Annotated in this window: 11 protein-coding genes; 7 read left to right on the forward strand and 4 right to left on the reverse strand. The window is 66.5% G+C overall.

Annotated elements, in window-relative coordinates; genetic code table 11:
• The first annotated feature begins 101 nt into the window (after positions 1-101).
• From ACKY0X_RS20445 to ACKY0X_RS20475, 7 genes are read left to right on the forward strand one after another with little or no spacing between them, the layout of a single operon-like run.
• Positions 102-1,529: a PPE family protein gene (locus ACKY0X_RS20445; protein WP_409427481.1), complete on the forward strand. Its 1,428-nt coding sequence runs from the start codon at positions 102-104 to the stop codon at positions 1,527-1,529.
• 19 nt (positions 1,530-1,548) lie between these two features.
• A complete protein-coding gene (locus ACKY0X_RS20450) occupies positions 1,549-2,418 on the forward strand; it encodes a TauD/TfdA dioxygenase family protein (protein WP_409427482.1) in 870 nt (289 codons plus the stop codon).
• Complete coding sequence (locus ACKY0X_RS20455) at positions 2,415-2,978, forward strand: FcoT family thioesterase (RefSeq protein ID WP_409427483.1); 564 nt, start codon at positions 2,415-2,417, stop codon at positions 2,976-2,978. Before ACKY0X_RS20450 ends, ACKY0X_RS20455 begins: the two co-directional genes overlap by 4 nt.
• A 1-nt stretch (position 2,979) precedes the next feature.
• Positions 2,980-4,536 carry a fatty acid--CoA ligase FadD10 gene (gene fadD10, locus ACKY0X_RS20460; protein ID WP_409427484.1) on the forward strand — a complete coding sequence of 519 codons (1,557 nt, stop codon included), beginning with the start codon at positions 2,980-2,982 and terminating at the stop codon, positions 4,534-4,536.
• The gene (locus ACKY0X_RS20465; protein WP_234784794.1) at positions 4,529-4,774 is read left to right on the forward strand and encodes a phosphopantetheine-binding protein; all 246 of its coding nucleotides are present in this window, start codon (positions 4,529-4,531) and stop codon (positions 4,772-4,774) included. Before fadD10 ends, ACKY0X_RS20465 begins: the two co-directional genes overlap by 8 nt.
• Entirely contained in the window at positions 4,761-8,930 is a 4,170-nt protein-coding gene (locus tag ACKY0X_RS20470) for an AMP-binding protein (RefSeq protein ID WP_409427485.1), read from the forward strand. The genes ACKY0X_RS20465 and ACKY0X_RS20470 overlap by 14 nt, the downstream gene beginning before the upstream one ends.
• Complete coding sequence (locus ACKY0X_RS20475) at positions 8,897-9,229, forward strand: heavy-metal-associated domain-containing protein (RefSeq protein ID WP_409427486.1); 333 nt, start codon at positions 8,897-8,899, stop codon at positions 9,227-9,229. The genes ACKY0X_RS20470 and ACKY0X_RS20475 overlap by 34 nt, the downstream gene beginning before the upstream one ends.
• A gap of 24 nt (positions 9,230-9,253) precedes the next feature.
• Here ACKY0X_RS20475 and hpt read toward each other — a convergent pair whose 3' ends face one another.
• From hpt to dacB, 4 genes are read right to left on the reverse strand one after another with little or no spacing between them, the layout of a single operon-like run.
• On the reverse strand, positions 9,254-9,880 hold the full coding sequence (gene hpt, locus ACKY0X_RS20480) for a hypoxanthine phosphoribosyltransferase (protein ID WP_409427487.1): 627 nt from the start codon (positions 9,878-9,880) through the stop codon (positions 9,254-9,256).
• A 30-nt stretch (positions 9,881-9,910) separates the two neighbouring features.
• Positions 9,911-10,873 carry a tRNA lysidine(34) synthetase TilS gene (gene tilS / locus ACKY0X_RS20485; RefSeq protein ID WP_409427488.1) on the reverse strand — a complete coding sequence of 321 codons (963 nt, stop codon included), beginning with the start codon at positions 10,871-10,873 and terminating at the stop codon, positions 9,911-9,913.
• Complete coding sequence (locus tag ACKY0X_RS20490) at positions 10,852-11,886, reverse strand: zinc-dependent metalloprotease (RefSeq protein ID WP_409427489.1); 1,035 nt, start codon at positions 11,884-11,886, stop codon at positions 10,852-10,854. Before ACKY0X_RS20490 ends, tilS begins: the two co-directional genes overlap by 22 nt.
• Positions 11,883-13,259 (reverse strand): D-alanyl-D-alanine carboxypeptidase/D-alanyl-D-alanine-endopeptidase, encoded by a 1,377-nt coding sequence (gene dacB, locus ACKY0X_RS20495; protein ID WP_409427490.1) that lies wholly within the window; start codon positions 13,257-13,259, stop codon positions 11,883-11,885. The genes ACKY0X_RS20490 and dacB overlap by 4 nt, the downstream gene beginning before the upstream one ends.
• Between the last annotated feature and the right edge of the window lie 65 nt (positions 13,260-13,324).

The following is a 13,324-nucleotide window of genomic DNA, read 5'->3' on the forward strand; positions in this document are numbered from 1 at the left end:
CTCCGACCACCTCGTTGGCGGGAACTGGCCCGCGCCTTGCGTTCCGCGGAATCCACGACATCAGAGGAGGTGCCATCCTGACCGCCCCGATCTGGATGGCAATGCCTCCCGAGGCGCACTCCGCCATGCTCGCCACTGGCCCAGGGCCAGGACCTCTGTTGGCAGCCGCCGCACAATGGCAGCAGCTCAGCGCCATCTACGACGACACCGCCGCCGAACTGACCCAGGTACTGGCCGGGGTGCAGACCGGCTCCTGGCAGGGCCCCAGCGCAACGGCCTATCTGGCCGCGCACACGCCGTATCTGACCTGGCTGGAGCAAGCGGCCGCCGACAGTGCCACGACTGCCGCACAACACCAGACGGCTGCCTCCGCGTATAGCGCCGCGGTGGCCGCAATGCCCAGTCTCGAAGAACTGGCCGCCAACCACGCGGTTCACGCGGTGCTGGTCGCCACAAATTTCTTCGGCGTGAACACCGTCCCGATTGCCGCCAACGAGGCCGACTACACGCGGATGTGGGTGCAGGCAGCCGAGACCATGTCCGTATATCAGGGCACCGCCACCGCGGCAGTGGCAGCGACACCGCCGATCCGCCCCGCTCCCCCCATCGTCTCCAATCCCGCACCGGCCACCTCCCCCGAAGGCGTTGCAGACGGCAATTGGCTGCAGGAACTCTCGCACGTCATCACCGAACTTCTCAACAACGCCGGCAATGTCGAAGAACTGCTGCGCATCTTCGAGGACTTCTTCCAGAACCTCGGTTTCAACCCGGCGATCGCTACCTTCCTGGCGGCGGTCGCGTTGGTGGCCTACGACGTGTTGTGGTACCCGTACTACGCGTCATACGGCCTGTTGCTGTTGCCGTTCTTCGCTCCCGCGCTCAGCGCGCTCAGCGCCTTGAAGTTGCTACCGCTGCTGAACGGCCAACAGATCACCGCTAATCAGGGGCCGGACATCCTCGCACCACGCGCCGGCGGGGGAAGCGTAGACCTTCCCGTTGCGGCGATCGTGGCACCGCCCGCTGCGGCCGGCTCCTCCGCTGCCCTGGCCGGCACCGCCGGTGCACCGGGACCGAACGCACCCATCGTCGCCCCGAGCGTCGACGGCGTTACCGCGCTGATCCACTACGTCGTCTCCGGTTGGGGACCACCCGGCGTCGAGACCGGACCCAAAGACGATATGGCAGCCTCCAACAGCGCTGCGGCTTCCAGCCGTGCGACCGCTCCGCGCGCTATCTCCACCGATGCCCGCAGCCGACGCAGCCGACGCAGCACCGGCCGGATTCGTATGCACGGCAATCGTTACGAGTTTCTCCAGGCCGGCGATGGCCCTCTCATGGCTACGGACTCCGCTGCCGGCCCCACCGAAAGACCCGAGGCCATTGCAGCAGTGGTGGCCTCCACCCGCGCCGCTGGGCTCACGGGGCGCGCTGACGAAATCCGGCGAGTTCCCATGTTGCCCACCAGCTGGTACGCCTCCGACCAGGTAGAGCAACTGACACAACCGATGAAGGACGGAAAAGACGAATGAACAAGGAAAGCCAGATCGGATGACGCTGACCGTCACAGGCACCGGTCTTGGAGCGGAGATCACCGGGGTTGACCCTAATGAGCTGAGCACCATCACCCGCGACGAGATTCGCGAGATCGTCTACGCCAACAAGCTCGTCATCCTCAAAGGCGTTCACCCCTCGCCGGAGCAGTACCTCCAGCTCGGCAGAATCATCGGCGACATCGTGCCCTATTACGAATCCATGTACCACCATCACGAGTTTCCGGAGATCTTCGTATCCTCCACCGAAGAACACCAAGGCGTTCCACGAACCGGCGCGTTCTGGCACATCGACTACATGTTCATGCCGGAGCCGTTCGCGTTCTCAATGGTGTTACCCCTGACGGTTCCCGGACCTGACCGGGGTACCTATTTCATCGACCTCAACCAAGCCTGGGCGTCGGTACCAGCCGCCCTACAGGACGCTGCCCGCGGAACATGGAGCACCCATGATCCACGGCGGCACATCAAAATCCGTCCCGACGATGTTTACCGACCGATCGGGGAAGTGTGGGACGAAATTACCCGGACCACACCGCCTATCAAATGGCCGACCGTGATCCGGCATCCGAAGACCGGTGAAGAGATTCTCTACATCTGCGCGTCGGGGACCACAAAAATTGAGGACCAGGAATCCCGAGCGCTCGACCCGTCGGTGCTCCAAGAGCTGATGGCCGCCACCGGGCAACTTGATCCCGAGTTCACACACCCCTTCATTCACACCCAACACTACGAGGTAGGAGACATCATCTTGTGGGACAACCGAGTTCTGATGCATCGAGCCAAACACGGCAGTTCCGCAGGTACCTTGACGACCTATCGGCTGACAATGCTCGACGGTCTCAAGACCCCGGGATACCCGGCATGAGCACCACCGGCTCGACGCCCCCGGCCCTGACCGACGCGACCCCGATCGCCGAGAACCTCTTGTCCAAGATCCTGGAACCCTACGCCTACAAGGGGTGCCGGTATCTGATCGACGCCGAAGCCCAAGCTGACACCGATTCGGTGTTGGCTCAAGGACGTTTCTCGATCGCCGAATCCGCCTACATCCGCAGCACCGGCCATTTCAACGCAGTCGAATTGGTGCTGTGCTTCAATCAGCTCGCCTACAGCGCTTTCGCGCCCGCCATCGCCGACGGCGTGATTCCCGCGTTTCGCGGTTGGACATTCGACGACTACTGCAAGCACCAACTCTCCAGCATGTACATCAGAACATCGTCGTCACGGTTCAGACGACCGATTGATGCCACCAAGTTCCAGGCGCGGTTGCACTGCCACAACCTGGAGATCGTCGAACGCACGGTGCGGTATCTGCGCGTACCGTGCGCCATTGAGTTCTGGGATGAGCACGGCGGCTCGGCGTATGGCGAGTTTGAACTCGCTGCCCTGAACATCCCCGGATGCCAGCCAGAACAAGCCCGCTGACATGGTGATGAAAGCCCCCTCCAGCATGCTGGAGCGCATTCTCGAACACGTTCACCAACGGCCCGACGCGATCGCCTTGCGCCGTTGCGATGGAACCGGATTGGTGAGCTACCGCGAACTGGCCGCGGAGTGGGAGGCGCTGGCCGGCGCATTGCACCAGCAAGGCGTATCGCAGGGATCGCGTGTGCTGGTCATCTCCGACAACGGGCCGCAGACCTACCTCGCGGTCCTTGCGTGCGCCCGGCTCGGCGCCATTGCCGTTCTCGTTGACGGCGATCTGCCGGTGGCCACCATCGATCGGTTCGCCCACCTCACCGATCCCTCCGCAATGCTGCGCACGGTCGGTACCAGGATGCCCACCACGGGCCTATCGGATCGCCTGGCAGCGATCCCGACACTGGCGGTTGCCGACGGTCAAGCTTTGCGCAACCCGCCGGGGAGCCTGGGTCATCCGAGGGGAGCTGCCGATGATCCAGTAGCGATGATCTTCACCAGCGGAACGACCGGTGAACCCAAGGCTGTGTTGTTGGCCAACCGAACTTTCTACGCCGTGGCCGACATTCTGCGAGCAGAGGGTTTGACATGGATCGACTGGGTGATCGGCGAGACAGCGTATTCGCCGTTGCCGGCAACGCATATCGGTGGGCTGTGGTGGATCCTGAATTGCCTGATGCAGGGAGTGTCATGTGTCACCGGTGGCGAGACAGGTGCGTCGTTGCTGGAGATCCTCTCGGTCAATGACATCGCCACGGTTTGTCTGGTCCCCACGCTGCTGTCACGCCTGGTGGCCGAATTGAAGGCGACCGGAGCACCGGTGCCTGCCTCGCTGCGCTTTCTGGGCTACGGCGGATCCAGGGCTATCGCATCGGACGTACATTTCGTCGAGGCTGCCGGGGTCCGAACCGCACAGGTCTTTGGTCTGAGCGAAACCGGTTGCACCGCACTGTGTCTTCCCACCGGGCCGGGCTCGATCGATGCCATCGAGGCGGGTGCTGTCGGCAGGCCATATCCGGGGGTAGAGGTCCATCTCGACGGCGACGGCAGTGGGCCAACGGGGCCTTCGGCTGCGTCGGGCACCCTGTGGATCAGATCGCCGGCAAACATGCTCGGATACTGGAACAACCCCGATCGCACCGCCGAAACGCTGCGCGACGGGTGGGTCAACACGGGCGACCTGCTCGACGCGGGCAGCGACGGTCTGTTCTATATCCGGGGGCGAGCGTCGGAGATGATCATCTGCGGCGGCGTCAACGTGGCTCCCGATGAGGTCGACCGGGTCGCGGAATCGGTCACCGGTGTCCGCGACGCCGCTTGCTACGAGATTCCCGATCCGGAGTTCGGTGCGCTGGTAGGGCTGGCGGTGGTCGCCGCGGAGAATCTGGACGAGGCAGGCGCCCGCGCCCTTAAGCAGTCGATCGCGGCCCGATACCGCAGCGAGGTGGAGGCTGCTGCGCGTCCGTCGACGATCGTCTTGGTCACCAGCATTCCCAGAACCCAATCAGGCAAGGTCATGCGCATGTCGCTGGCCGCGGCGATCGATGCACGCGAACGTGAGTGATCCTGTACGGCAGCGGATTCTGGCCGCCGTCTGCGACGTGCTCTACCTCGACGAGAGCGACTTCCTCGACGGTGACGCCACCGACCTACGCGACCTCGGATTGGATTCGGTGCGCTTCGTTCTGCTGATGAAACGACTCGGGGTGGACCGCGAGTCCGAACTTCCGGCTCGCTTGGCGCGCGATCTTTCGATCGCCGCCTGGGTTACCGAATTGGGAGATTCCGGTGAGTACACCTGACTCGGCACGTGCGCGGCGCATTCCACTGTCCGTCTCTCAGCAGAACATCTACCGGGGGGTGCTGCAGGATGGGGATCCCACGCTGTATCTGATCGGTCGCAGCTACCGGTTGCGTCCAGCGCCGCTTCGAGAATTTCTTCTCGCGTTGCAGGCCTGCGTCCGCAACAACCCGGTGCAGTTGTGCGTGCTGGAGGAGACCGAGTCGGAGTACCCGGACCTGGTGCCGCGGCTCGCAGTGGACGAGCTGGTGCGGATTGCCGGTCCCGACGTGGATCCGTTGTTCCACGAGTGGGATTCGGGCATCCTCGATCGGCCGCTGGTGCGCCACACTGTGCATACCGGCGCGAGCGGAGAAGTCGTCGGGCTGGATGTGCACGCCCATCACATTCTGCTCGACGGCGGCGCAACCGGACTGATCGAAGCCGATCTGGGCCGGTTCTTGTCGAATCGATCCGGCGAGATGCCCGACGTCGCAGCCGGACTGGACCGGCTCGCCGAGGCACATCGCCGGGAAGCCGAGAAGGTCCGCGCAGCACACCATCGACTGACCGAATCGGTCCAGCGGGAACTCGCCGCCGACGTCAACATCGGCGGCCAACCGCAGTCGCCGTCCGCCTCAGGCAGCGCGCAGCGAGGACGGCTGCGTGAATCGGTACAGATCACCGGGGCCGGCTACGACGCGATAGTGACGCTGGCCGAACAACAGCAGATCCCGCTACACATACTGGTGACGGCGGCAGCTGTTGCAGTAGATGCGAGCCGTCGACACAGCGCCGACGCCACGGTGGTGCACGCAGTTGACAATCGGTTCGGGGAACCCGACCTTGATGTGGCTACCTGCCTGGTCAATTCGGTTGCCCAGTCGGTGCGATTTCCGGCGTTCGCCTCGGTGCGAGACCTCGTCAGCACCTTAGACCGCGGCTATGTGAAGGGAGTACGTCGCCGCTGGTTTCGCGAAGAGCTTTATCGCCGTATATATCTGACGACCAGCCGGGCACCGCAGATGGAGGCGGTAGCGCTCAACTACCTACAACAGCCCTGCGCGCCCGAACTGCGTCCATTCCTGGACGGCCCGCCGTTGACAACCGACATCGGGCCGATCGAGTGCCCCACCGTAGCGGTAGTGCACGACGACCTGGGCCGAACACTGGGCCTGTCGATCTGGGATGGCGGCCCCCCGCAAGCGGGTGCCGAATCCACGGGAACCGCAGAGCTGATCGCCGAAGCACTGCGCAGGTTCCCGACCGGATGGGATCGACCGGTCGCGATGAGCGTCGGCGCCTGGCTCGAGGTCTGTTCGGACGGCAGCTGCCTGCCTTCCGAGAGCACAGCCGGGCCTAACGCCGAGACCCCATCGGCTTGGTTTCTGGACACGGCCGCCGACGTCGGCAGTTGGCGCCGACGCCGTCGTTACGTCGACGCATGGATCAGCTGGTTGGTCACCAGCGAAGTCGAGCCGGGTGAGGTGCTGGTTCTCGCCGACGACCACACCGACAAGACCCTGGATCTCCTGTTCGCCTGTCACTTGGCCGGCTGTGGCTACAGCGTCTGCGACATCGCGGACGATCTCACCGAGCGCGCCAACGCGATCGCAGCGCAAGGCGACGTCTCGTCCCGGGTCATCGACGTAGCCACGGCCGCGCCCGTGGCAGATCCGGCGATAGTCGGCGACCGCCTCCGTCGGGTCCGCAACGACCCCATGTTGGCGAACAGGATCGCCTACGTCATGCCTACCTCGGGGTCCACTGGAGTTCCCAAGTTGGTCCCGATATCCCATGGGGCGCTTGCGCTCTTCTGCCAAGGACATCGCGGCGCCTACGGATGGCAGTCGCACGATACCGTCTTGCAGTGCGCGCCCTTGACGTCGGACATCAGCGTTGAGGAGATCTTCGGTGCCGCCCAGTGCGGTGCGAATCTGATTCGGTCGTCAGCGGTACGAACCGGCAATCTGCTGCAACTGGGCGACGACTTAGATCGGCACCGGCCGACCATCCTCGACCTGCCCACCGCGGTCTGGCATCTGTGCTGCGAGGAACCGGAGTTGCTCAAGATTCTGACAGCATCCGGGTTGCGCCAGATTGTGATCGGTGGCGAAGCTGTTCGCCGACGGGCGCTCGAAAAGTGGCGTGCAGCCGTTGGTGTTTCGCATATCGCGTTGATTTCCAGCTACGGCCCGACCGAGTCCACTGTGGTGGTGACGTACCTGCCGCTGAGTGGTCCCGGACCCGTCATCGAATCGGACATCTGGCCGCGGGTTGGTCGCCCGATAGTTCCGAAAACGGTATTCGTCGCATTCGGCGAGATCATCGTTGTCGGAGATATGGTTTCGACCGGCTATCTGGGCAGGTCCGGCGCCTTCGGCACCGTGGTCGACGCCGACGGGACCCGACGCCGCGCGTTCGCCACCGCCGACCGCACCACCTGGGACCGTCGGGGATTTCTTGTTTTTGCTGGCCGCCAGGATGCCGTCGTGAAGCTCGCCGGACGGCGCGTCGACACCGCCGAGATCACCCGACTCATCGCCGAGGACCCCGCGGTCTGCGATGTCGCCGTCGAGCCCGAGGAGACCCGGCTCGGAGTGTGGTTTCAGACTTTGCTCACCCGCGTCGGAGCACAGGATATTCAAGCCCACGAACGGATTCGAGGCATCCTGCTGGCTGCCCGAGTACCCGGATTCGTGGTGTCGGGGGTCGCCGAGATTCCACGCAAGCCCGGCGGCAAAGTCGACTTCGACCGACTGCCCAAGACCCGAATCGAAAGCACCGAGAAGGCAGGAGAGCAAGCGGCGGGCCTGGCCGAACTCTGGAGTCGGTGCCTCGACCGCGAATTGCAGCCTCATTCTTCGTTACTGGCCGAAGGCATCGGTTCCCTGGATTTGATCCGCATCCTGCCTGCCACCCGCCGCTACCTCGGCCGGCACCTGTCGCTGCTGGACGTGATCAGCGCCGACAATGCGAGCCGTCTGCTCGAGTACACCGACGGTATCGGGTTGGACGAGGCCACTGCCGCCGAGATCGACGACGATCTGACCCGCCTGACCGCGCCGGCGCCGGCCCTTATGCCCGGCCCCCTCCCCCGCGAGAGCGGTGCCGTTCTGGTGCTGGGTGCCTCCGGAATTCTCGGTACCGGATTCGCTAGCGCCATAGGCGAATTGCGCGCCAAGGGATTCACCTCCGAGCTGATCCTGGCAACCACATCGAACCTGCCGGACGCCGACCCTTGGCGCTCACTGGCCGGCGTCGAGGGCATTCGCATCGAACGCATCGCTCCACACGGAATTTCCGACCTGATACGCACCACTGCAGCTGCGACCGTGGTGAATGCCATCGGTAACACCAACGTGGTGGTGCCATACCGGGAGTTGCGGCCTGCCAATGTGGTGGCGGTAGCGGACATCGTCGCGGCCTGCGCGGCTTACGGCGCCGGGCTGGTGCAGCTGTCGACGTCGGTGGTGAACGCGCAGGTAACTGCGCCGCAGGTCGTCGATCCGCGTGCCGCGCCCTATCCCTACGCGGCGTCCAAGGCGCTGGCCGAGCTGATCGTCGCGCGCAGTGTGCCGAATCTGGACTTCACCCTGGTGCGGCTACCGCGGGTGCTGGGAGAACCGCACCAACTGCGCGATTCCGCCGATATTCTGGTCGCATTGGCGGACGCATGTGCGGCGCTGGGCACTCACCCGGCCGTGTCATTGACCGAGGAAGTAACAATTGGCCGGTCGACAGCGGCTGCCATCCTGGGCACGCTCTCGGCTCCCCTGGGCCGCACCATCGCCGTGTTGCGGGGCACGCCCGTCGAGTATTCGGAATTCCTCTCTCGGTTCGGCAACCGTCAATGCGACGTCGACGAGTGGAAGAAACAGCTCGATGACAGCGACTGGGCACGACACAACCCGCGTCGCTGGGCTGTCATCGACGCCTGGCTCACGCTCGGAACGCGCCTGGGCGAACAGTCCTACCCGCAGTACCTGGCGCGCTACCCGACTGTCGCCGTGGAGGTCGACATTGTCACCGCGTTGACTGCCACGGTTTCGTCGCTGCCCGAACTGGTGCGTCACGGATGTTCGTCGGAACCGGACGGCCCTGCCCGACGACCACTCATAGAGGACCTGACGAAGGAGAAGCCTTGTCCGACATTCGACGGATCGAAATCGACGTAACCGGAATGACCTGCCGCATGTGCTCGGCACATATCGAGCTGAAACTGAACTCGATCAACGGAGTTCGGGCCACAGTGGACTTCCCGACCGCGACCGCCACCGTCGACGCCGACACCACCGTGACTATCGCAGAATTATGCGGGGCCATAACGGATGCCGGTTACCACGGCGAGCTGCGATCGGAGCGAGCCCGCACGGCGGAGGATGTGCAGATCGCCGGCGGCGCCATCGGGCGCATCGCGGGCGTGACTCGATTCCTGTCGCGGGGCCGGCGCAAACCGGCGATGCACCAGATCTAAGCTCCGCCGCCCCGCTAGCGGGCCTCAGCCCTGATAGACCCGCGGGTCCAGGGTGCCGATGTAGGGCAGGTCGCGGTAGCGCTCGGCGTAGTCCAGGCCGTAGCCGACCACGAAGTCGTTCGGGATGTCGAAGCCCACGTAGGCGATGTCGACGCCGGCGCCCAGCGCGTCGGGTTTGCGCAGCAGCGTGCACACCCGCAGGGACCGGGGCCGGCGGGTGGCCAGGTTGCGCAGCAGCCACGACAGGGTCAGTCCGGAGTCGACGACGTCCTCGACGATCAACACGTCGCGGTCGCTGATGTCGCGGTCGAGGTCCTTGAGGATGCGCACCACCCCCGACGACGACGTCGACGAACCGTAGGAGCTGACCGCCATGAACTCGAACTGTGTGGGCAGCGGAATGGCCCGGGCCAAATCGGTGACGAACAGCACCGCGCCCTTGAGCACGGTGATCAGCAGCAGGTCGCCGCTCTCGGCGCTGCCCTCGGCGTAGTCGGCGGCGATCTGCGCAGCGAGCTCGGCAGTGCGGGTCCGGATCTGCTCCTCGGTCAGCAACACCGATTTGATGTCACCCGCGTACAACTCGGGATTTCCCCCCGGCAAGATCGCAGCCACCAGCACAGCGTGCCATGGCAGGAGTTCGACAACCAACTGCAGCGGAGGAAATTCCCACCCCGCGACTCAGACCGGCTCGCTGCGCAGCCGGAGCAGCCCGTCGCCGCGAACCGCGAACAGCCGCTGTCCCCGCAGGTCCGATCCGATCGCCACTCCGCCCTGGCCGCGCCAGGCGGTCACCAGCCGGTCTACCGCGCGGATCTGCAGGTCGGTCAGGCCGCGTCCGCCTCCGTCGATCAGCCAGCGCCGGATCACCGCCAGGCGCACCGGGCCCGCCAAGGTCGCCAGCGCAGCAGCATCCAACGCGGCACCCGCGGTGGCGCCGGGCAGCGCCTGCTCGGCCAATCCATCGATGAGCTCGGTGTTCTCCCGCAGCGCGATCGCGGTCCGGGCCAGCGCTTCGGCCACCCCGCCGCCCAGCACGTCCTCCAACAGCGGCAGCACTTCGGCACGCAGCCGGACCCGGGTGAAGCGGCCGTCGCTGTTGTGCGGGTCGAGCCACGGCGTCAGGCCCAGTTCGGCGCAGGCCTGTGCAGTCTGGGTCCGCCGCACCCCCAGCAGCGGCCGGCACCACGGCGGGTCATATGGCCGCATCCCGGCCATCGACCGGGCTCCCGAACCGCGGCCCAGCCCGAGCAGCACTGTCTCGGCCTGATCGTCGAGTGTGTGTCCCAGCAGTACGGGATCCCGGCCGCGGGCATCGGCCAGCGCGGCGTAACGGGCCGCGCGCGCCGCAGCCTCCGGGCCGCCCGTGACTCCCACGGTCACCGGAATTACCTGCGCGTCAACGCATCCCAGTTCGAGCGCCTGACGGTACGCGGTCTGCGCCACCTGGGCCGAACCGGCTTGCAGGCCATGGTCGACGATCAGCGCGGTGGTGGGCCGCATCGCGGCGGCGACGGCGGTCAGCGCCAGCGAGTCCGGTCCACCGGACAACGCGACCGCCCAGCGGTCGCCCTGCGGCAGAAACTGCTCGGCGAACGCCCCCAGCGCGGCGCGCAGCGCGGCTACAGCACCCGGTCGATCCACCGCTGGGGCTCTTCGATCTCGGCGGGCAGCGGCAGGGTCTGCGGACCCGACCACACCGTGTTGAACCGGTCCATGCCGACGCGACCGACCACGGCGTCGACGAACGCCTTGCCGCGGGTGTACTGGCTCATCTTGGCGTCGAGGCCGAGCAACGCCCGCAACAGTCGTTGCAGCGGCGGCTGGCTGCGCTGACGGCGTTCCTCGAAGCGGTTACGAATGGTTGCCACAGACGGCACTGCCAGCGGCCCGACCGCGTCCATCACGTGGTCGGCGTGGCCTTCGAGCAGCGTGCCCAGCATCAGCAACTGGTCCAGCGCGGTGCGCTGCTCCTCGGACTGCACCGCCCGCACCAGGCCCAGGATTCCCGACGGGCCCGGCGACTCGGCGTCGTTCTGGCGGCCCCGCAGGTAGTCGGCCAGCCGTCCCACCACCTGCGTGAGGTCCGGGCTGCTGTCACCGGTCAGGACCGCCAGGGCATCCGACATGTAGCCGGCCAGCCACGGGTTGACGCTGAACTGCACGCGGTGCGTCACCTCGTGCAGGCAGACCCACAACCGGAAGTCGGCCGGCGTCACCTGCAGTTGGCGCTCGATGGCGACCACGTTGGGATAGACCAGCAGCAACGCGCCACCGCCCGCGCAGAACGGGTCGTATTGCCCGAGGATGCCCGAGGACACGAAGGCCAACACCGCACCGGTCTGCGCCCCGGTCAGCCGGCTGGTGAGGAAACCGGCGGGCCGCTCCGAGGCGCCCATCATCACCCGCATCGATTCGGCGGCCGCGGCGATCCACTGCCGCCGGTCGACTACCCGGGCGTCGGGGACCGGGCCGTCCTCGCCGAGACCAGTGACCTCCCGAACCAGCGGTTCGGCAGCGCGGGCACTGGCGTGCAGTTCCTCGATGACCTGGCGGCGCGTGTAGTCGGTCATCGGCGGTGCGGGCCGTGCCAGCCAGCCACCGACCGTCGCGGCGAACTCGAAGTCCACCGCGCTGCCGACGTCGGATTCGCTCATCCGCATCCGCAGGTTCGCAGCACCGCGGCCAGCGAGTCGATCGCGGTGCGCCCGGTGGGGCCGGCGTCGTTGGAGATGAAAGCAAACGTCAGCACCCGCTGGTCGCGGTCGGTGACGATGCCGGCCAGCGCATTGGTGCGGGTCAGCGAGCCGGTCTTGGCCCGCAGCCAGCCGGCCGCGCCGCGCCCGGTCTTGGGGTTGAGGAACCGCTCGGACAGCGTGCCGCTGCCGCCGGCGACCGGCAGCATGTCCAGCAGCGGGCGCAGCTCGGGCAGGTCCGGCCCGGCGGCGGCCTGCACCACCGCATCGAGGGTCCGGGCCGACAGCCGGTCGTCGACCGACAATCCGCTGGAGTCCTGCAAGCTGGCTCCGCTGACCGCGATGTGGGCGGTGGCCAGGCGGTTGGTCACCGCGTCGACGGCTCCGGCAAACGAGCGGGGCCGGCCCATCGCCGCGGCCACCTCGCGGGCGATGGATTCGGCCATCACGTTGTCCGAGGCGTTCATCATCTCGCCGAGGCGGACCACCAGTGGTGCCGATCGGACCGCGCCCAGCTCGCGTCCGGTCACCGACGAGGATGCGATGCTCACGTTGTCGGGGTCGACGCCCAACTCCGCGGCCAGCGCCTTTCCGGCGTCCAGCGCGGGTGTCGTCGATCGCCGGGACTCGACGGTGGTCGGCTGGACGCGGCCACCGTCGACCATCACCGCCTCGATCGGGGCGATGTCACCGCCCTCGATGTCCTCGGCGTCCCAGCCCTGGGCCATGGTCGGGCCGGTGAACGCCGACGTGTCGACCTGCACCTCGGTGACGCTCACCCCGCTACGTCGCACCTGTTCGGCCAGATCGCTGATGCGCGCGGCTTCGCGATACCAGGTGTCCTGGCCGACCTCGGCCGTCGACAACGTGGGGTCGCCGCCACCCACCAGCACCACCACTCCGGGCTGATCGCTCGCCGTCACCCGGGTGGTGACCCGGGTGTCCTGATCCAGCGCCAACAGGGCAGCCGCCGCGGTGAGCACCTTATTGGTGGACGCCGGCTGCATCGGCAGGTCTTCCTGCTGGGTCCACAGCGCCTTGCCGGTGAGTGCATCGGTGATTCGGCCGGTGAGCCGGCCCAGATTCGGATCGGCCAGCGCCTGCGCCATGGCTGCGGCCAGTGCGCTGCCGACCGGCACCGGGGCGTCGTCGGAGACCGGAACCACCCCGGGTTTGGCGGTCGCCACCGGTGCCGGCGACACGACGCGCGCACCTGCGCCGGATTCGTCCGGAAGCACAACGACCGCCACGACCACCACGGCGGCGGCCAGCGCCAGCACCGCGGCCGCGATACCCAGATGGGCGCTGCTGTGTCGCCACCGAGTGGGTTGCATGTCTCTCCTGCCTGTCAGGCGCAATTGTGCCGGACGGGCGGAGTCCGGGCGCAAATCCGGGCCGC

Source organism: Mycobacterium sp. SMC-11, from assembly GCF_046250095.1.
In the GTDB taxonomy this organism is placed as follows: Bacteria; Actinomycetota; Actinomycetes; order Mycobacteriales; family Mycobacteriaceae; genus Mycobacterium; species Mycobacterium heraklionense_A.

Bases quoted from the DNA above. Each gene is read 5' to 3' on its own strand.
- ACKY0X_RS20445 (WP_409427481.1), top strand. From the start codon at position 102: ATGCCTCCCGAGGCGCACTCCGCCATGCTCGCCACTGGCCCAGGGCCA.
- ACKY0X_RS20450 (WP_409427482.1), top strand. From the start codon at position 1,549: ATGACGCTGACCGTCACAGGCACCGGTCTTGGAGCGGAGATCACCGGG.
- ACKY0X_RS20455 (WP_409427483.1), top strand. From the start codon at position 2,415: ATGAGCACCACCGGCTCGACGCCCCCGGCCCTGACCGACGCGACCCCG.
- fadD10 (WP_409427484.1), top strand. From the start codon at position 2,980: ATGGTGATGAAAGCCCCCTCCAGCATGCTGGAGCGCATTCTCGAACAC.
- ACKY0X_RS20490 (WP_409427489.1), bottom strand. From the start codon at position 11,886: ATGAGCGAATCCGACGTCGGCAGCGCGGTGGACTTCGAGTTCGCCGCG.
- dacB (WP_409427490.1), bottom strand. From the start codon at position 13,259: ATGCAACCCACTCGGTGGCGACACAGCAGCGCCCATCTGGGTATCGCG.